The following is an 18,036-nucleotide window of genomic DNA, read 5'->3' as shown; positions in this document are numbered from 1 at the left end:
GTTGGCCCCGCCGCCGGAGGGGGGAAGCGGCGGGACCGAGGGAGCCGGTTTGGCCTCAGTCGGCCAGTTCGGGCTGGGGCGAGAGCGCTGGATTGACGCTCATGCCCAGGGCTGCCGCCACACCGGCGCCGTAGGCCGGGTCGCAGCGGGTGCAGTTGTCGATGTGGCGCTGCTTGATGAAGTCCAGCGCATCACCCATTGCCCTAGCGGTGTTCTCGAACAGACGCTGCTTTTGGGCATCGTCCATCAGGTGGAACAGCGCCCGCGGCTGGCTGTAGTAGTCGTCATCGTCTTCGCGGAAGTTCCAGAAGTCGCCATTGCCGTCGACCTTCATCGGCGGCTCGCGGAATTCCGGCTGGCCCTGCCACTGGCTGAACGAGTTCGGGTGGTAGTGCGGCAGTCCGCCGTAGTTGCCGTCGACCCGGCCCTGTCCGTCGCGGTGGTTGTTGAACACCGGGCAGCGCGCAGCGTTCACCGGGATCTGGTGGTGGTTGACGCCAAGGCGGTAACGCTGCGCATCCGAATAGGCGAACAGGCGCGCCTGCAGCATCTTGTCGGGCGAGACGCCGATGCCGGGGACGAGGTTCGAAGGCGAGAAGGCGCTCTGCTCCACATCGGCGAAGAAGTTCTCCGGGTTGCGGTTCAGTTCCATCATGCCGACCTCGATCAGCGGGTAAAGCTTCTGCGACCAGACCTTGGTGAGGTCGAAGGGGTGGAAGCCGCAGGTTGCCGCTTCTTCTTCGGCCATGATCTGAACCATGACCTTCCACTTCGGGAAGTCGCCGCGCTCGATCGCGTCGTAGAGGTCGCGCTGGTTCGATTCGCGGTCGCCTGCCACTACTTCGGCCGCTTCGGCGTCGGTGAGGTGAGCATGGCCCTGCTGGGTCTTGAAGTGGAACTTCACCCAGAAGCGCTCACCCGCCTCGTTATAGAACGAGTAGGTGTGGCTGGAGAAGCCGTCCATGTGTCGGTAGGATTTAGGGATGCCCCGGTCGCCCATGACGTAGGTCACCTGGTGCAGGGCCTCGGGCAGCAGAGTCCAAAAGTCCCAGTTGTTGGTGGCGCTGCGCAGGTTGGTGCGCGGATCGCGCTTCACGGCCTTGTTCAGATCGGCGAACTGGCGCGGGTCGCGCACGAAGAAGACCGGCGTATTATTGCCGACCATGTCCCAGTTGCCCTCCTCGGTGTAGAACTTCACCGCGAAGCCGCGAATGTCGCGCTCGGCATCGGCCGCGCCGCGCTCACCGGCCACGGTGGTGAAGCGGGCGAACAGTTCTGTCTGCTTGCCTGCTTCGCCCAGGAACTTCGCGCGGGTGTACTTCGACACGTCGCCGGTGACGGTGAACGTGCCGAACGCGCCCGAACCCTTGGCGTGCATGCGCCGCTCGGGGATGACTTCGCGGTTGAGGTTGGCCAGCTTCTCCAGCAGCCACACGTCCTGCATCAGCAGGGGGCCGCGCGGACCGGCAGTCATCGAATTGGATGCGTCTACCACGGGGGCGCCGAACTGGGTGGTCAGCGGGGTCGCCGCGAGAGGGGTGTCGCCGTGGCCGTAAGGGCACTTGCCGCCGCCGGGATTAGATCCGTTCATCGCGAGACTCCTTCGTGGGTTGTCATGGTTTTAGGTTGTTATGAAGTCAGCTTTGCTGCCGCCTATATGCTGCCGCTCTTACCGGAGTGTGAATAAGGCGAGAAGGCATGCGACCTTCTATCTGTGATCGGCAAAAGCGATAAGCGGGGCGGGAACCTTTTGACATTTCACCAATTTGGCGCGGTGCTTTAGTTTACTCGCCCGAGCATGCGCAGCCTCCTTGGCCAGCCAGGAACGGTGGCGGCAAAGCAAGGTTTCCATCCTGAAAAGACACTTGCCGGGCGGGGAGCCAAGGCGCCGCCGGGCAGGGCAGGGAAGGGCGGAACGACCCGGCAGGGCAATCTGTTATGCGAGCGCCCGGCGCAGCGAGGTAAGGGTCTCGATGATCGCGGCCTGGCTGGCGCGAACTTGCGCCGCATCCCCGGCATCGATTGCCGTGTTCAGCGCCTGCGCTTGGGTCCGCAGCTGCGCAAAATCGGCATCGGAAATGCGGCCCGCCAGTTCGCCGATGCCTTTGTCGATTTGCCCGACCGCGGGCGCGCCAAAGCCGGCGACGGAGTTCATGGCGAGGTGCAGTGGGCCTTCGATGTCCAGAATATCCTCGAACAGCATGTCTTCTTCCGACCCGTCACTGGCAGCTCCCGCATGCGGCATCGCGGGTATGGCCGATTTGATGGAGGCAAACTTTCGGGGCGTTCCCAAGGAGTTCAGCGGTTCGTCGTCTTGGTACATGGTGGAGGGGCCCCTGGAATTTTCCTGTTTATGGCGCAATGGAACTTCCGAGTCGTCCCTTGGTTCCGCCGCTGGCCGCTTGTGCAGGGCGATTCGTCATCCTATGGCGCAACACTGTATAAAACCCGGGCTATGGGAAACTCATGACCGCATATTCCAAGACTTCGGCGCTGATGGCGCGCGGATGTGAATTCCTCGGCAGCGAAACTGCGATCCTCTGCGGCGCGATGTCCTGGGTTTCCGAGCGTAATCTCGTCGCGGCGATCAGCAATGCCGGCGGCTTCGGCGTGATCGCCTGCGGGGCGATGACGCCCGCGCTGCTCGACGCCGAGATTGCCGCGACGAAGACGCTCACCGCCAAGCCCTTCGGCGTAAACCTCATCACCATGCACCCGGACCTGTTCGAACTGATCGACGTCTGCGCGCGTCACGGCGTCACCCATGTGGTGCTGGCCGGCGGAATTCCGCCAAAGGGCAGCGTCGAGGCGATCAAGAACAGCGGCGCCAAGGTGATCTGTTTCGCGCCCACGCTGGCGCTGGGCAAGAAGCTGCTGCGCTCGGGCGCGGACGCGCTGGTGATCGAAGGCTCGGAAGCGGGCGGCCACATCGGCCCGGTTTCCACCTCGGTCCTCGCACAGGAAATCCTGCCCACGCTGGCAGCAGATCACCTCGTGTTCGTGGCCGGAGGCATCGGCCGGGGCGAGGCCATCGCGGGCTACCTCGAAATGGGCGCCGCCGGCGTTCAGCTGGGCACGCGTTTCGCCTGCGCCAGCGAATCGGTTGCGCACCCGGCTTTCAAGAAGGCCTTCTTCCGTGCATCCGCGCGTGAGGCGGTTGCGTCGGTACAGGTCGATCCGCGCCTGCCGGTGATCCCGGTGCGCGCGCTCAAGAACAAGGGCACCGAGGAATTCACCGCCAAGCAGGTTGCCGTGGCGAAGCTGCTCGATGCCGGCGAAGTCGACATGCTCGAAGCCCAGCTCCAGATCGAGCGTTTCTGGGCCGGCGCCCTGCGCCGCGCCGCGATCGACGGCGATATCGAGAGCGGTTCGATCATGGCGGGCCAGTCGGTCGGCATGGTCAGCAAGGAAGAGCCGGTGACCGAGATCATCGCCGCGCTCATGGCCGAGAGCGAAGCTGCGCTGGGCAACCGCGCCGGCGCGCCCGTCATCGCCGCCTGAAGGGACGCGCGCGATGCCTGAACCGATGATCCTTGCGCTTTCGTGCGCCGACCGTCCGGGCATCGTTGCGCGGGTGACGGGCTATCTTGCCCGAATGGGCTGCAACATCATCGAGGCGCAGCAGTTCAACGACCTCGCCGAAGACAAGTTCTTCATGCGCGTGGCCTTTGATCCAGGCGTGGCCGACCGCGAGGAAATTCGCGAAGGCTTCGGCCCCATAGCGCACGAATATGGGATGGCCTGGTCGATGCTGCGGCGCGACCGGCCTCGCCGGGTGCTGCTGATGGTCAGCAAGTTCGACCACTGCCTGGCCGACCTGCTCTACCGCCAGCGTATCGGCGAGATCGCGATGGAGGTGGTGGCGATCGTCTCCAACCACCCGCGCGATGCGGTGAACACGCTGATGATTGGTGATATTCCTTTTTATCATCTGCCGGTGGAAAAGGGCGCCAAGGCCGAGCAGGAAGCCAAAGTCCGTGCGCTGGTCGAGGATGCCCGCGCCGAACTGGTGGTCCTGGCGCGCTACATGCAGATTCTCTCGGACGAGATGGCGGGCTGGCTTTCGGGCCGTTGCATCAACATCCACCACTCGTTCCTGCCCGGTTTCAAAGGCGCCAAGCCCTATCACCAGGCCCATGCGCGCGGCGTGAAGATGATCGGTGCAACCGCGCACTATGTCACCGCCGACCTCGACGAAGGCCCGATCATCCATCAGGACGTGGAGGCCGTGACCCATGCCAACACGCCCGAGGACATGGTACGCAAAGGCCGCGACATCGAGCGCCGGGTTCTGGCCGAAGCAGTGCGCCTTCACTTGGAAGACAGGGTGCTGATCAACGGTTCGCGCACGGTGGTGTTCAGGAGCTGAGGCCGCAAAGCGGCTTGCCGTGAAGCCCGCCATGCGCGAGACTGCCCGTAACGATAAGGGGAGAGCGCCATGCAGGTCAGTGGCATAGACCACGTCAACATCCTGACCGACGATCTCGAGGCGACGGCCAGTTTCTACGAGCGCCTCCTGGGCCTTCGGCGCAGCGAGAACCCCGCGATCCGCATGGGCATCGCCGGATACTGGATGCGCGATGCGACCGACCATCCGATCGTCCACCTTGTCGACCGTCTTTCGGCTGGCGATCGCTTCGAGGCATACCGCCCCGGGGCGCTGACCAATGCCCTTCATCATGTCGCCCTGCGCTGCGAAGGCTTTGCCGCGACGTGCGAGCGGCTGGAGGAAATGTCGGTCGACTACCGTATCAACGACCTTGCGCACGTCGGCCTGCGGCAGATCTTCCTGACCGACCCCAACGCGGTCAATCTGGAACTGAACTTCAGCGGCAATTGAACGCCCGGCCAAACGCGGCGAGGGAGTTCATACGGGCCTGGCGAGAAATGGCCGCGTCGCTCACCATGTCGAAGCCGTGGTAGGCGCCGGGATAGACGTGCAGTTCCACCGGAACCCCGGCGCGGGTGAGACGGCGGGTGTAGTCGATGTCCTCCTCCATGAAGAGATCCAACGCGCCCACGGCGATGAACGCAGGCGGAAGGCCTGAAAGGTCTTCGGCGCGCGATGCTGCGGCATAGGGGGATACGCCCGCGCTACCGGCAGGCACCCCGAGCAGCGAGGTCCAGCCGAATACGTTCGATTCGGGCGTCCAGACGTGGTGGCCGGTGTTCGGGCCGGCGCTCTCCCGGCAGGTGCGGTCGTCGATCATCGGGTAGATCAGGTGCTGGTGGCAGATTGCTGGACCATCCCGGTCGCGGGCAAGCAGCGCCAGTGCCGCCGCGAGGCCGCCACCTGCGCTCTCTCCGGTGATCGCGATGCGGGCGGCGTCGATGGAGAAGGCATCGGCCTGTGCGTGCAGCCATTGCAGCGCGAGATAGCAATCCTCCACCGGGCCGGGATGCACGGTATCGGGCGCGAGGCGATAATCGACCGAGGCGACCAGACAGTTCAGCTCCAGCGCCAAGGCGGCGCTGGCAAGGGACATCGTATCGGCTGAACCGATGACATAGCCGCCGCCGTGGATGTGCAGGATCGCCGGTGCCTGCGCGGGCATGTCGTGGGGCCGGTAGACGACCACCAGAACTTCGTGGCCTTCGGGTGAGGGAAGTTGGTGTCGCTCCATCACGCAGCCCAGTTCCTCGGCCTGCGGGGCGGGACGCAGGCCCATCATCTGGCGGATTTGGCCCAGCGTCTCGGCGTTGAAGGTGAAGGCCGGCAGCATTTCCAGTCCGGGCAGCAGTTCGGGATCGACCAGATCGAGCGTGCTCACTTTCATTCTCCCACCCTTGTTTCTGTCGGCGCGAAAGTGTCGCAAGGGCCGCGTGCTGTCCATGCCGTGCGAAAAAGCCGCCGGGGCGAAGCGGGGGCTCGCTTCCGGCATGAACCCTGAGTACCTTGCCGGCGCTGCGGGCAGATTTTGTGGAGACAGATGCATGTGTGACGAATTCACCGCCGAGGCCGAAACGGTCCATCTCGCCAGGCGCGGCCTCAACCGGCGCGAGTTCGCCGCGCTGGGTGCAAGCGCGGCACTGGTCGGCTGCTCCGGCTCCATCGCGGCGGAGGGCGGGTCCTCTGTCAGCGAAAAGATGGTTTCCATCACCACGGCGGACGGCGTGTGCGACGCGTTTTTCGTCCACCCCGGCAAGGGCGCGCACCCCGGTATCGTCATGTGGCCGGACATCGCGGGCCTGCGCGACGTCAAGAAGATAATGGCCCGCAGCCTTGCTGCTCAGGGCTATGCGGTGCTGGTGGTGAACCAGTATTACCGCTCCGGGCCGGCGCCGGTGATGAAGAGTTTCTCGGAATATCGCACGCCCGAGGGGCAGGCGAAGATCGCGCCGATGCGGGCTTTGCTCACTCCCGATGCGATCACGCGCGATGCCGGCGCCTATGTCGCTTTCCTCGACGGGCAGGAAGCCGTCGACAGGAAGCGCGGGATCGGCAGCAATGGCTATTGCATGGGCGGTCCCTTCACCGTGCGCACCGCGGCGGCGGTTCCGGCCCGCGTGGGCGCGGCAGCCTCGCTGCACGGCGCCGGACTGGTGACGGGCGAGGCGGATAGCCCGCACCGACTGCTGGCCAGCACGAAGGCCAGCTACCTCTTCGCCATCGCCCGTAATGACGATGCGAAGCAGCCCGAGGCCAAGACCGAGCTGCGCAAGGCCGCCGACGCTGCCGGTCGCCCCGCCCAGATCGAAGTTTACGGCGCCGACCATGGCTGGTGCGTGCCCGATTCCCCCGCCTATGATCCCAGCGAGGCGGACCGGGCCTGGCAGCACATGCTGACGCTGTTCGCAAAGCTCTAGGCCGGTCAGGTAAGCAGCCTTAGAGGCTGACCGGAGCGCAGGCACGGGGGGCAGCCCTGCGCTCCGGCGCCGCACATCAGCTCGATATCATCGCGATGATGCCAACGATGCAGGCGGTAATGGCAAGGAACAGGGCGGCGATGCCGATGTCTTTGGCTGAGAAGCGGTCGTAATGATCCTTGCGATAGGCGCGGTACTGCTCGGCGATGGTCGTGTCGCTGGCGAGCAGCCCGACGTCGAGCGGCCCGGCGGTACGCTTGAACCAGTTGTTGACCGCGTCGAGCTCGCGCTCGGACAAGTCGGGATAGCGGGCAAGCAATAGGGTGACTTGCGCGCGTTCGTCAGCATGCACGGGGGCGTCAACCACGCCCGTGGATTCGATAGCCATGTAAAATTTTCCTGAAAACGGTGGGGATCAGAGCGCGCGTAGGCGCGCCGGGTCTCGGCCGGTTCAGGCGATGGGGGGAGCGGTGCTGTCTGGAAGGCGCGCCGGGTGGCTGCGCGGCGGTGGGCCGCGCGCCTCTGGGCGCTGGTGCGTAGGAGGGGCAATGGCGAAGCGGGCTGTCGCAGCGACTACGCTTGCCACGGCGACTGGCATCAGGGGAAGTGGCTGCGCCGGCGCCGCCTGCTGGCCCTGAACCCGCCGGGCAGTGCCGAGCGCTACGTCGAGCGTCGAGGCGCTGAAAGCTGAGCCCTGCACCCGCTCCAACGGCGCGCGAATAGGCTCCGCCGCCTGCATGCCGATGGCGGCAATCAGCAGCAGAGGCCAGATGCGCAGACGCGCCAGCAAGGCGAAGGCATATGCCATCACCCCGAGCTAGGGGGCGAGGACGTCGGTGGCAAGGTCGGGCTGCTTCCCCCAATGGGCCGAAGGGGGCCTTTTATCGCTTTTCGTAGCGGATCAGGCCCGTGCCCAGGACGTTCTCACCCAGGTTCAGGGCATCGCCGGACCAGTCGGCGACGAAGGCGCTGCGGCGTTGGATGCCGGGGGCGAAGCGCGCGTCGTTGCCCTCTATCGTTAGACCGCGTGAGGGGTGTCTGCGGTGCTCGGCGGCGACGGCGATAAAGGCTGAATAATTTGCCTTGTCCCGGCCCTGGACGAACCAGTTTCCGGTGATCCGCCCGGCGGCGCCGTCGGCGAGATCGATCATGTAGTTGGTCCCGTGCCCGCGCGAATCGTCGAAGCTGCATCCCAGAATGGCCACCTGTTGCGCCCGGGTCTTGGCGTAGTGACCGCCGGTGCCCTCCTCGAAGCGGCTGCGCGTCACGGTCAGCGCGCCGTAGTTGCCGACATAGATCGAATGGGCGCAGCCTGGGCCTTCGCAAGTGCCGAGCCGGGTGAAGGTGGACTTGTCTATGGTGATGGTGCTGGCCGGGTCATCGGCGGAGAGGATGCCCTGGTCGCTGTCGCGAAACCAGCTCTGGCCGATCGACAGGTTGCCGCGTTCGAGACGGATGCCGGCGCCGTTGCGGTCGGCGACGTGGATGTTCGCAAACGCGAGGCCCTCTACCCGTGCTGCCCGTCCGCGCAGCACCAGCGCGCCCTTGTCCTCGCAGGCAACGCCGTCGAGTATCGACTGGCCGGGGACGGTAGCCTGGTACGTGACGTCGCCCGCGCTCTGCACCGCGCAGTCGGCGAAGCGCATCGAGGCGAGGCGGATGGTCCCGCGTCCGTCGCCAATGGCATCCACCGCGTCCTGAAGCCGGGCATAGCTGCGACCGGTTTCGATCACGGTATAGGGCGTCTGCTGGACCGGGGCCGCGGCAGTGGGAAAGGCCGCAAGCAGGCCTGCACAGGCGAAAGCGAGTCGGGAAAGCCGGGTCATTCCCGGGAGAGTAGCGCGGCTATGCAGCCAAAGGGTAAACGGCTTCAGTCCCGCTCGCCCCAGCGCCATTTCCATCCGCCGCGCGTGCGTTTCGCGGCCACGACCGCGAACAGGCCTGTAACCAGCAGGAACAGCGCGAATGCCGCCGCCCGGCCCCCGGCATTGCCCATGTGATCGAGCATGCCGATACCGGCAAGCGCGGCGACATAGCTGGCGATCACCAGCCAGCCCTGCCAGGCGATCGGCAGGCCGGCGCCATAGCCGTAGCGCTTGGGCGCGAACCAGGCGCCGGGTTCATTCGTCATGGGGATCATCGTTCGTCTCCTTGGGTGGCCGGCCGCGACGTGGCGGCTCCGCGACTTCGAGCTTCACCCCGCGCCGGGCGAGAGCTTCGCGCAGGAGTACTTCGACCTGGCTATTGACCGAGCGGAAGTCGGTCGCGGCCATCCGCTCCAGCGCCTGGTACAGCGCCGGATCGAGACGGAGCGGGAAGGCCTTCTTGCCGGGCGACGCCATCGGGAGCTTACTGGTACAGTGTGCCGGCGTTGAGGACCGGCTGTGCTTCGCGCTCGCCGCACAGCACGACCATCAGGTTGGAGACCATGGCCGCACGGCGCTCGTCGTCGAGTTCGACCACGTTTTTCTCGGAAAGCTGCGCCAGCGCCATCTCGACCATCGAGACCGCGCCTTCCACCAGCTTGCGGCGCGCGCCGATCACCGCTTCGGCCTGCTGTCGGCGCAGCATGGCCCCAGCGATCTCGGGCGCATAGGCGAGGTGGGTGAGGCCGCATTCGTCGACCGTGAGGCCGGCAACCTGCAGGCGCGCGATCAGTTCGGTGCGCAATTCGGCGTTCACCTCGGCATGGCTGCCGCGCAGGGTGATCTCGGCATCCTCGACATCGTCATAGGCATAGCGCGAGCCGATCGAGCGCACGGCGGCCTCGATCTGAACGTTCACGAAGGCCTTGTAGTCATTCACGTCGTAGAGTGCCTGCGCGGTATCGGCGACGCGCCAGACCACGTTGGTGGCGATCTCGATCGGATTGCCGCGCAGGTCATTCACCTTGAGCTTTTCCGAAACGACGTTGTTGGCGCGGACTGAAATCTTGGTCTTGGCCATCCACGGCCAGACCCAGCGAAGGCCGGCGATGCGGTCGGTGCCGCGATAGCTGCCGAACAGGGTGATGGCGGCCGCCTGGTTTGGCTGGACCATGTAGAAGCCCGAGACGATCAGCAACTGGACGACGATGGCGGGGATGAGAAAGGCGAGAAAGCCGACGATCCTGCCCGGTCCGGGGTCGGCGCTAGAGGCGAGGGTGGCTATGGCCGCGATGATCGCCACCAGCAGAAACAGGAATACGACAAGCATGACGTAGCCGCTGCGCGTGGAGGCAAGATGCTCCCGGCTGGCGTTAATGGGCAGATGCGAATCGGACATCGGCGGACCCCTTTAAAGTGATATCACTTTAATATCGGTTTTTCGTAGGTCGTCAACGATGCGCAGAGGCTGGACAGGCGCGGGGCCCCGTCGTCCGGGTCTGCCGGGGAAGGGTGTGATCTTGCACTCTTGAAATCGGATCGATTCGCTCGTAATGTGCGAACTGCGGGCCGGGCCCCTCTGGCGAAGTGCAGTATGTCATGTCTGCACCTCGTGATGTCGGACCGCATCGGGTGAAACCGATGCAGGTTCCAGTTGTGCAAGTCAGGGAGCATCAAAGCTCCTGCATTGATTTGTAACGCAACCTTCGCACCGCTTCATCCGATCGAACCAACTCAAGTTCGATAGGGATTTGAAAATGACTGACCGCATGTACCGCCTGCTCGAGCTTCAACAGAAGCTGGACGCCGCCATCAAGCGCACCAGGGCGAAACGCCTTGTCGACCCGGTGGAGGTCGCCAGGCTGGAAAAACGCAAACGCAGACTCAGGGACAGGCTCGCGCGACTTTTCGCGTTCCCCCCGCACCTCGCAGCGGGCCTGTAACCTTATGCACCGGCACGCCCTCGCGGTGTGCCGGTGTCTTGTGTTTCCCTCAGCCTTGACCGGCTTAGTTCGGGCGTAAATTCATGGAATTTCTCTTCACACTCTGGCTGGGCACCCCTGCCTGGTTCTGGCTGGCTTTTGCCGCTCTTGTGCTCATTCTCACCGCCTTCGACCTCGGCGTCCTGCACAAGGACGACCGCGAGATGGGCATTGCCGAATCGCTGAAACTGTCGCTGTTCTACATTGCCATCGCCATGGCCTTCGGCGGCTGGATCTGGTGGGCGAAGGGCTCGGCGCCGGCCATAGACTACTACACCGGCTACTTCATCGAGAAGGCGCTCTCGATCGACAATGTCTTTGTCATATCGATGATCTTCGGCTTCTTCGCGATCGCGCCCAAGTACCAGTACCGTGCCCTGCTGTGGGGTATCCTGGCGGTGATCGTGCTGCGCGGCCTGATGATCGCGGGCGGCGCGGCGCTTGTCTCGGAGGCGTACTGGGTGATGTACATCTTCGCGGCGTTCCTGATCTTCACCGGCGTGAAGATGCTGTTTACCAGCGACGAAGCCCCGGACATCGGTAACAACCCGGCGATCCGCTGGATTTCACGCCACATGCGCGTAACCAAGGAACACCACGGCGAGCATTTCTTCGTGCGTGAGGCCAATGCGAAAGGCACTCTGGTTTGGGCCGCGACACCGCTGTTCCTGGCGCTTGTGGTGATCAACCTTGCCGATCTTGTTTTCGCGGTGGATTCGGTGCCGGCGATCTTCTCGATCACGACCGACACTTTCATCGTCTACACTTCGAACATCATGGCGATCCTGGGCCTGCGCGCGTTGTACTTCGCACTGGCGGCGATGGTGCATCGCTTTCACTACCTCAAGTATGCGCTGGCGCTGGTGCTGGTGTTCATCGGCGGCAAGATCCTGATCGCCGACTTCGCGCTGGGCGGGGCTAAGTTCCCGCCGCTGCTCAGCCTTGCGGTGACGCTGGCGCTGATTGCGGGCGGCGTGGTGTGGTCCTTGTGGAAGACACGCGGTCAGGCGGCGCCGGAAGACCCCGCCTGACCGTCAAGCCGAGCGGCTCCTGCGTACCGAAGCATGCCGCTCGGTCACTGTTCGAGGTCCGGCCGACAAGCCGGCGAAGGTCGCCAGACTGAACTGGTTGCACTGGTCCTTCACGACGTTGTTGAGCTGGGGGGGGGCAACGCACTGCCGAAGTGCCTGAATTATACAGGTGCGGAGCCCTCCCAAGGCCGCTAGGACGCGCAGCGATGACCGTGCCCTCCTCACCAGTATCTGCCCCAGTCCCGGGCCATTCACCCGCCCCACCTTCCGCCGGGCATGACTGGACACCGCGTCATCTGCTGGCGCTGCTGGCGGCCAATGTCGCGCTGGCGCTGGGGGCATGGCTGGTGCGCCTCTCGGACACCGGCCCGGTTGCCGCCGGGTTCTGGCGCCTTACGCTGGCGCTTCCGGTGATCGTGCTGCTGGCGTCGCGCGAACCTTCTGCTCAGCGGAGCATGGGGCGCGGAACGCTGATCCTTGTGTTGGCGGCGGGCGTGTTCTTCGCGCTGGACCTTGCCGCATGGCACGTCGGCATCGTCCAGACGAAGCTGGGCAATGCCTCGCTGTTTGGCAATTCGGGGAGCCTGATCGTGATGGTCTGGGGCCTGTTCACTGCCCACCGTGCGCCGCGTGCGCTTGAGATCGCCGCGATTGCCGCTGCGCTCGGCGGGGCGGGGATGCTGATGGGGGGATCGCTGGAGATCAGTCACGCCAACCTCGTGGGAGACCTGTTCTGCGTGCTGGCCGGGGCATTCTACGCGGTCTACATCATCATGCTCAATGCCGCACGCGAACGGCTGGGGCAGTATTCGCTCCTTGCCGTATCGACGGCCGCCAGCGTGCCTGTGATGCTCGTCATCGCGGTCTTGCTCGGCGAGACGATCATGCCCCGCAACTGGACCCCGCTAATCGCGCTGGCCATCTCCAGCCAGTTGATCGGGCAGGGCTTCCTGATCTATTCGCTCAGGCACTTTCCGCCGCTGATCATCGGACTTGCGCTGATGGCGCAGCCCGCCCTCGCCGCGACGGTGGGCTGGCTGGCCTTCGGGGAGACGCTGGGCACGCTTGATGTGGCGGGCATGGTATTGCTCGCTTTCGCGCTGGTGCTCGCAAGGGCCGGCGACAAACCCGCTGCAAGGAATTGAAGGCATGGCGCGACTGGTACTGTTCAACAAGCCGTTCGATGTACTCTCGCAGTTCACCGATCTGCGCTCGCCCACGCCGCGCGCGACGCTTTCGGATTTCGTGAATGTGCCCGGCGTCTATCCCGCCGGCCGGCTCGACCGCGATAGTGAGGGGTTGCTGCTGCTGACAGACGACGGCCGCCTGCAGTCGCGCATCGCCGACCCGCGTTTCAAGACTGCGAAAACCTATCTCGTTCAGGTGGAGGGCGAGCCGGACGAGGCCGCCATTGAGTCGCTGTGCAAAGGCGTAGCGCTGAACGACGGCATGACCCGCCCCGCCAAGGCCCGCCGCATCGATGAGCCGGAGCTGTGGCCGCGCACTCCGCCAGTGCGCTTCCGCAAGAGCGTGCCCGACTGCTGGATCGAGGTCACCATCTACGAGGGCCGCAACCGCCAGGTCCGCCGCATGACTGCCGCCGTTGGCCATCCGACCCTGCGCCTCGTGCGCTGGCGCGTCGGCGACTGGTCGCTGGAGGGTGTGGCGCCGGGCGAATGGCGCGAAGTCGAATTCTGATCCGGATTACGGGAAGGGAGACAGACCGGTGCCTCAAGACAGCCTGATCGTCGTATGCCCCATCTGCGCGACTTCCAACCGCTTGCCCGCCGACCGACTGGGCGCGGGCGGCAAATGCGGCAAGTGCGGTCATGCGCTGTTCGGCGCAGGGCCTGTTACGCTGAATTCGTCCAACTTCGATGCCCATGCGAGCAGGAGTGACCTGCCTCTGCTGGTCGATTTCTGGGCGTCCTGGTGCGGTCCGTGCCAGCAGATGGCCCCGGCCTTCACCGCAGCCGCTTCGCAGCTCGAACCGCAGATGCGTCTCGGCAAGCTGGATACCGAAGCGGAAACCGCGATTGCCGGGCGCTATGCAATCCGCTCGATCCCGACGATGATCCTTATCCGCAAGGGCCGCGAGATTGCGCGCCAGTCCGGCGCCATGCCGGCCAGCGCGATCGTCTCGTGGGCGCGGCAGGCGGCGGGCGCCTGACCGCTCACCGCGTGCCGAGGTCGCCCTTACCCACGGTGCCGCTCGCCATTTCCAGCATGCGGTCGAGGCTCTTCTTGGCGGCGAGGCGCAAGGGCTCCTCGATTTCCACGCGCGGGGTCAGATCGCGAAGGGCGATGTAGAGCTTTTCCAGCGTGTTGAGCGCCATGTAGGGGCAGATGTTGCAGTTGCAGTTGCCGTCTGCGCCGGGCGCGCCGATGAAGGTCTTGTCGGGGATGGAGAGCTGCATCTGGTGGATGATGTGCGGCTCGGTCGCGACGATCAGCGTGTCCTGCGAGATCGTGCGGGCATACTGCAGGATTCCGCTGGTCGAGCCCACATAGTCGGCATGGTCGACGATGTGCGGAGGGCATTCCGGGTGCGCGGCGATCGGCGCATTGGGGTGCTGGGCGCGCAGCTTGAGCAGTTCGGTCTCGCTGAACGCCTCGTGGACGATGCACACGCCCGGCCACAGCAGCATCTCGCGGTTGAACTTGCGGGAAAGATATCCGCCCAGGTGCCGGTCGGGACCGAAGATGATCTTCTGGTCCAGCGGGATCTGCTGGAGGATCGTCTCGGCGCTGGAACTGGTGACGATGATGTCGGACAGCGCCTTCACCTCGGTCGAGCAGTTGATGTATGTCAGCGCGATGTGATCGGGGTGTGCTTCGCGGAAAGCCTTGAACTTTTCCGGCGGACACGAATCTTCCAGGCTGCACCCGGCGTTGATGTCGGGCAGCACCACGATCTTGTTGGGGGAAAGGATCTTGGCGGTATCCGCCATGAACTTCACGCCGCAGAATGCGATGACTTCGGCGTCGGTCTCGGCGGCCTTTCGGCTCAGTTCGAGGCTGTCGCCCACGAAGTCGGCAAGGTCCTGCAGTTCCGGGCGCTGGTAGTAATGGGCAAGAATGACCGCATTGCGTTCCTTGCGCAGCCGCTCGATCTCGGCGCGCACGTCTATGCCGGAAAGATCGGCTGGCATAACGGTCATGGCATTCCCTCTGGTATTACGCCCCGGTCCTTGCGCCGGGACGCCGCCTATCTAGGGGCGGGAGCGCCCGGACCCAAGGGGAAAATGCGCAATCAGGCTGCGGTAAAGCGACCGGCGAACCCGATCCACCACGGCGATATCGCCAGAAGTTCGACAAGCACGTGGTTCAGCACGATCACCAGCATCACTGCGGTGGTCGCCGGATGTACCCCGCCGAGCACGCGGCGGTCATGCCGTGCGACGATCAGAACGACGGCAAGCTGGATCACCATCGACAGCCATTCGCCCCAGGGCATGATGAAAGGCATCGGCAGAACCCGGCCCAGGGCAGGGTCCATCAGTATCACCGTGGAGCCGATCATCAACCGCTTGTGCCAGTCCGCCTGCCCCCGCCGGGCGACCGCGGTGAGGACAAGGGCCGCGAAAGCCACTACCCCAAGATGGACGAGCGCGAGGAAATAGGCGGGCGTGAAGAACGGCGGGTAGAACTCGGTGCGCAAGGCGGTCAGGCAGGTCAGGCTGGCCAGAACGACGATCAGCGGCAGCATCACCGCACTCGCCCAGCCGATCCTGCGGTGCAGGGTAAGGCCCGTGCGGCCGCCACCCACACCGGCACGGCCCGCCAGCAGCGACTGGGTGACCAGCAGGCCAAGCCAGGCAAGCATCGCCACCGCGTGGGCATGGAAGATCGCGGGTACCTTCGTGTAAGAAACGAGGCCGCGCAGACCGAACTGTGCGAAGCCCAGGACGATGAAGGCGCTGACGCCGATAGACATCTTCGCCCAGAACGAGATGCGTGCTACCTTTGCCCCGGCTGCGGTTGCCATGAATTTTCACCCACCCTGTTATGAGGGCGGATAATAAAGCCAATAGTGTTTTTGGCCAATACTTGTCGTTGAAAGCCTAATTCGGGGCGACAAGCGACCAGTTGTCTTCATGCCGTGCTGTAATGCCGCGCTTTTCCAGGTCGATCAGGTGGGCGAGTACGGAGCGACCCGCTGCCGGCCACAGTCTTTCGTCGACGCCCTTGTACATCAGCGGGACCATTTCCACGATCCGGCTCTGGCCCGATTCGATCTGGCGCAGAATCTGGCGCTCGCGTTGGCGGCGGTGACCGATCATGCCGCGCACAAGCTGGCGCGGTTTGGTCACTTCGGCGCCGTGCGCGGGGTAATAGACCACGTCCTGCTCACGTTCGTAGAGGCGGGCAAGGCTGGCCATGTAGTCGCTCATGTCGCCGTCGGGCGGGGAGACGACGCTGGTGGACCAGCCCATCACGTGATCGCCGGTGAACAGCGCGCCGGTTTCCTCCAGCGCGAAGCACAGATGGTTGGAGGTGTGACCGGGTGTGGCGATGGCGCGCAGGGTCCAGCCCTTGCCCTGGAGCGCCTCGTTGTCGGCCAGCACCCGGTCGGGGGTGTAGGCGGCATCGAAGGAGGCATCGGCGCGCGGGCCGTCGTCGTTCAGAACCAGCGGGGCGCAGCCCACGATCGGCGCGCCGGTGATCGCGCTGAGCGGCGCAGCGGCAGGTGAGTGGTCGCGGTGGGTATGGGTGCAGCAGATCGCCACTACCCGGTCGTTGCCGATCGCCTCGACCAGCGCGGCGATGTGTTCCGGCTCGTCCGGGCCGGGATCGATCACCGCGACTTCGCCGGCCTCGCCCACGATGTAGGTCTGGGTGCCGGTATAAGTGAACGGCGAAGGGTTGCGCGCCAGCACCCGCCTGACGAGCGGGCCGATGCGTTCGGCCACGGTGTAGGGCCGGTCGATTTGGGTTGCGCCGATCTGGTTTGCGTCCATGGCGGCGATATGGGGTTTGCCGGGCAGCCTGTCGAGACGCTTGCCGCGCAGGGCGCCGTCCCCTGCCAGTGTGCTCAGCCCGTGATGCGGCGCTCGATCCGGTCGCGCAGGCTCTGCAAGGCGCTGGGAGCGGCCAGTTCGGTGAAGCGCCAGGACTGGTCGAGGCGCAGTAGCCGTTCGTAGAAACGACGCGTGGCATCCACCAGTCGCGTGGTCGCAGGGGAGAGCAGGGCGCTCTCCTGCGAGTCGGAAAGGCGCATGTCGGGGGACAGGCGGCCATTGCGGCGAAGCTGCATCTCGTTGATTTCGCCCCGGAAGTAAGCCCGGTGATTGAGCAGCCAGGCGATCGCATGCATCATTCGCGTGGTCGTGCGCAACCCCTCGCTTGAAAGTGAGATGCGGGCGAGGTCCTCGTCTTGCGCATAGTCGCTGTCCAGCTTGTCCGAGAGCGTGAAGGCCGCCCGCACTTCGTCCGAGAGAAGCAGCGCCTCGCAATATAGCGCCTCGACGATGCGTGGATTGATGGTGGCCGGTTCGGACATGACAGTTTCATATTTCCGAACCGCGAGTCGGCGGCAACTACGCTGCGGCCAAAATCCGGCGCAAAAAAACCGCTGTCCCCTATCGGCACGCTTGATGGAGAATATGCGTTAACCGGAATTACCCGGAATCGGCGCAAAATCTCAGGTTGCAGGGGCGTCCGGGGGGAGCCGGAGTGGGTGCTTCAGGCGATGATGTCCGGGATCAGATAATCCGCGACCTGGCTGATCTGGTCCTTCAGAAGCAGTTTGCGCTTCTTCATGCGGGCGATCTGCAGTTGATCGCCCGACCCGGCGCCCATCAGGGCGTCGATCGCTGCGTCGAGATCGCGATGCTCAATCTTCAGGATTTCGAGGCGCTTACGCATTTCCTCTTCGGTCACGCCGGAATTCCTCAATCACAAAATACGCGCTGGAGCGACCGTCCGTGCACGGCTCGGGGCAGTGCACGGCGCGAATCCTGCCCAGCGCAGGATTCATACGATTCACCGATATGAAGCATTACGAGTCTTCGCAAGGTGCCCCGGATGTGGTTCCTTCCGTTTTGCGCCGGATCATCGAAGCCGAGTCGCCAATTCGGGTCACTCGACACAAGTTCGTTCGCCATAAGGTCCGGCCCCATAAGGAGGAACCGTCCATGGATAGTTCGCACGTCAGCGCTCTTCAGCTCAAGCATGCCGGCATCGAACGGCAGATCCACGAGGAATTGAGCCGTCCGATGCCTGATGCCGTGGTTGTCCAGGCCCTCAAGAAGCGTAAGCTCGCGCTCAAGGAGGAGATCGGGCGATTTTGACCGCCGATCCTGAGCAGCCTTATCAGCTGAAGGCCAGGCCGCCGGGGCGTTTTACGCC

24 protein-coding genes are annotated in these 18,036 nt (G+C 64.6%); 10 read left to right on the top strand and 14 right to left on the bottom strand.

Going from position 1 to position 18,036, the window contains the following annotated elements; all coding sequences use genetic code 11:
- Positions 1–55: 55 nt before the first annotated feature.
- Together GVL61_RS04805 and GVL61_RS04800 are read right to left on the bottom strand one after the other, a co-directional pair.
- A complete protein-coding gene (locus tag GVL61_RS04805) occupies positions 56–1,591 on the bottom strand; it encodes a catalase (RefSeq protein WP_159977553.1) in 1,536 nt (511 codons plus the stop codon).
- 345 nt (positions 1,592–1,936) lie between these two features.
- On the bottom strand, positions 1,937–2,323 hold the full coding sequence (locus GVL61_RS04800) for a hypothetical protein (protein WP_159977551.1): 387 nt from the start codon (positions 2,321–2,323) through the stop codon (positions 1,937–1,939).
- 143 nt (positions 2,324–2,466) lie between these two features.
- On the opposite strand from GVL61_RS04800, the gene GVL61_RS04795 reads away from it, so the two are divergent.
- The 3 genes from GVL61_RS04795 to GVL61_RS04785 all read left to right on the top strand — a co-directional run bounded on the left by GVL61_RS04795 (position 2,467) and on the right by GVL61_RS04785 (position 4,840).
- On the top strand, positions 2,467–3,501 hold the full coding sequence (locus GVL61_RS04795; RefSeq protein WP_159977549.1) for a nitronate monooxygenase family protein: 1,035 nt from the start codon (positions 2,467–2,469) through the stop codon (positions 3,499–3,501).
- A 13-nt stretch (positions 3,502–3,514) separates the two neighbouring features.
- Positions 3,515–4,369: a formyltetrahydrofolate deformylase gene (gene purU / locus GVL61_RS04790; RefSeq protein ID WP_159977547.1), complete on the top strand. Its 855-nt coding sequence runs from the start codon at positions 3,515–3,517 to the stop codon at positions 4,367–4,369.
- A gap of 69 nt (positions 4,370–4,438) precedes the next feature.
- On the top strand, positions 4,439–4,840 hold the full coding sequence (locus GVL61_RS04785) for a VOC family protein (protein WP_159977545.1): 402 nt from the start codon (positions 4,439–4,441) through the stop codon (positions 4,838–4,840).
- Here the strand turns inward: GVL61_RS04785 and GVL61_RS04780 are convergent.
- Positions 4,827–5,777, bottom strand: coding sequence for an alpha/beta hydrolase (locus GVL61_RS04780; RefSeq protein ID WP_235037527.1), 951 nt, complete (start codon positions 5,775–5,777; stop codon positions 4,827–4,829). The genes GVL61_RS04785 and GVL61_RS04780 overlap by 14 nt on opposite strands.
- Before the next feature lie 157 nt (positions 5,778–5,934).
- Here GVL61_RS04780 and GVL61_RS04775 point away from each other — a divergent pair, with 157 nt between their 5' ends.
- The gene (locus GVL61_RS04775; protein ID WP_159977543.1) at positions 5,935–6,807 is read left to right on the top strand and encodes a dienelactone hydrolase family protein; all 873 of its coding nucleotides are present in this window, start codon (positions 5,935–5,937) and stop codon (positions 6,805–6,807) included.
- A 76-nt stretch (positions 6,808–6,883) separates the two neighbouring features.
- Here GVL61_RS04775 and GVL61_RS04770 read toward each other — a convergent pair whose 3' ends face one another.
- The 6 genes from GVL61_RS04770 to GVL61_RS04745 form a co-directional block, all read right to left on the bottom strand.
- Positions 6,884–7,195 carry a hypothetical protein gene (locus tag GVL61_RS04770; protein ID WP_159977541.1) on the bottom strand — a complete coding sequence of 104 codons (312 nt, stop codon included), beginning with the start codon at positions 7,193–7,195 and terminating at the stop codon, positions 6,884–6,886.
- 63 nt (positions 7,196–7,258) lie between these two features.
- Complete coding sequence (locus tag GVL61_RS04765) at positions 7,259–7,615, bottom strand: hypothetical protein (protein ID WP_159977539.1); 357 nt, start codon at positions 7,613–7,615, stop codon at positions 7,259–7,261.
- Between the two features lie 73 nt (positions 7,616–7,688).
- Positions 7,689–8,633 carry a right-handed parallel beta-helix repeat-containing protein gene (locus GVL61_RS04760; RefSeq protein ID WP_159977537.1) on the bottom strand — a complete coding sequence of 315 codons (945 nt, stop codon included), beginning with the start codon at positions 8,631–8,633 and terminating at the stop codon, positions 7,689–7,691.
- A gap of 44 nt (positions 8,634–8,677) precedes the next feature.
- Complete coding sequence (locus tag GVL61_RS04755; protein WP_159977535.1) at positions 8,678–8,947, bottom strand: hypothetical protein; 270 nt, start codon at positions 8,945–8,947, stop codon at positions 8,678–8,680.
- On the bottom strand, positions 8,928–9,149 hold the full coding sequence (locus tag GVL61_RS04750; protein WP_159977533.1) for a toxin-antitoxin system HicB family antitoxin: 222 nt from the start codon (positions 9,147–9,149) through the stop codon (positions 8,928–8,930). Before GVL61_RS04750 ends, GVL61_RS04755 begins: the two co-directional genes overlap by 20 nt.
- A 7-nt stretch (positions 9,150–9,156) precedes the next feature.
- Entirely contained in the window at positions 9,157–10,071 is a 915-nt protein-coding gene (locus tag GVL61_RS04745) for an SPFH domain-containing protein (protein WP_159977531.1), read from the bottom strand.
- Between the two features lie 358 nt (positions 10,072–10,429).
- Here GVL61_RS04745 and GVL61_RS04740 point away from each other — a divergent pair, with 358 nt between their 5' ends.
- The 5 genes from GVL61_RS04740 (at position 10,430) to trxC (ending at position 13,855) form a co-directional block, all read left to right on the top strand.
- The gene (locus GVL61_RS04740; protein WP_159977529.1) at positions 10,430–10,615 is read left to right on the top strand and encodes a DUF465 domain-containing protein; all 186 of its coding nucleotides are present in this window, start codon (positions 10,430–10,432) and stop codon (positions 10,613–10,615) included.
- Between the two features lie 83 nt (positions 10,616–10,698).
- Complete coding sequence (locus GVL61_RS04735; protein WP_159977527.1) at positions 10,699–11,685, top strand: TerC family protein; 987 nt, start codon at positions 10,699–10,701, stop codon at positions 11,683–11,685.
- A gap of 206 nt (positions 11,686–11,891) precedes the next feature.
- On the top strand, positions 11,892–12,830 hold the full coding sequence (locus tag GVL61_RS04730; protein ID WP_159977525.1) for a DMT family transporter: 939 nt from the start codon (positions 11,892–11,894) through the stop codon (positions 12,828–12,830).
- Positions 12,831–12,834: 4 nt separating this feature from the next.
- On the top strand, positions 12,835–13,383 hold the full coding sequence (locus GVL61_RS04725) for a pseudouridine synthase (protein WP_159977523.1): 549 nt from the start codon (positions 12,835–12,837) through the stop codon (positions 13,381–13,383).
- A 28-nt stretch (positions 13,384–13,411) separates the two neighbouring features.
- A complete protein-coding gene (gene trxC, locus GVL61_RS04720) occupies positions 13,412–13,855 on the top strand; it encodes a thioredoxin TrxC (protein WP_159977521.1) in 444 nt (147 codons plus the stop codon).
- A gap of 4 nt (positions 13,856–13,859) precedes the next feature.
- On the opposite strand, the gene nadA is transcribed toward trxC, so the two are convergent.
- From nadA to GVL61_RS04695, 5 genes are all read right to left on the bottom strand, one after another.
- Positions 13,860–14,846 (bottom strand): quinolinate synthase NadA, encoded by a 987-nt coding sequence (gene nadA, locus GVL61_RS04715; protein ID WP_159977519.1) that lies wholly within the window; start codon positions 14,844–14,846, stop codon positions 13,860–13,862.
- 92 nt (positions 14,847–14,938) lie between these two features.
- Positions 14,939–15,673: a hypothetical protein gene (locus GVL61_RS04710; protein WP_159977517.1), complete on the bottom strand. Its 735-nt coding sequence runs from the start codon at positions 15,671–15,673 to the stop codon at positions 14,939–14,941.
- Positions 15,674–15,749: 76 nt separating this feature from the next.
- Positions 15,750–16,646, bottom strand: a complete 897-nt coding sequence (locus GVL61_RS04705) for an MBL fold metallo-hydrolase (RefSeq protein ID WP_159977515.1) — start codon at positions 16,644–16,646, stop codon at positions 15,750–15,752.
- 74 nt (positions 16,647–16,720) lie between these two features.
- Complete coding sequence (locus GVL61_RS04700; RefSeq protein ID WP_159977513.1) at positions 16,721–17,188, bottom strand: DUF1465 family protein; 468 nt, start codon at positions 17,186–17,188, stop codon at positions 16,721–16,723.
- 182 nt (positions 17,189–17,370) lie between these two features.
- Positions 17,371–17,568, bottom strand: a complete 198-nt coding sequence (locus GVL61_RS04695) for a YdcH family protein (protein ID WP_159977511.1) — start codon at positions 17,566–17,568, stop codon at positions 17,371–17,373.
- A gap of 254 nt (positions 17,569–17,822) precedes the next feature.
- On the opposite strand from GVL61_RS04695, the gene GVL61_RS04690 reads away from it, so the two are divergent.
- A complete protein-coding gene (locus tag GVL61_RS04690; protein WP_082057986.1) occupies positions 17,823–17,978 on the top strand; it encodes a YdcH family protein in 156 nt (51 codons plus the stop codon).
- Positions 17,979–18,036: the final 58 nt, after the last annotated feature.

This window comes from Novosphingobium sp. 18050 (assembly GCF_902706195.1).
GTDB lineage: Bacteria > Pseudomonadota > Alphaproteobacteria > Sphingomonadales > Sphingomonadaceae > Novosphingobium.
The sequence above is the reverse complement of the archived record's forward strand: the minus strand, read 5'-3'. Positions and strand labels throughout refer to the sequence as shown.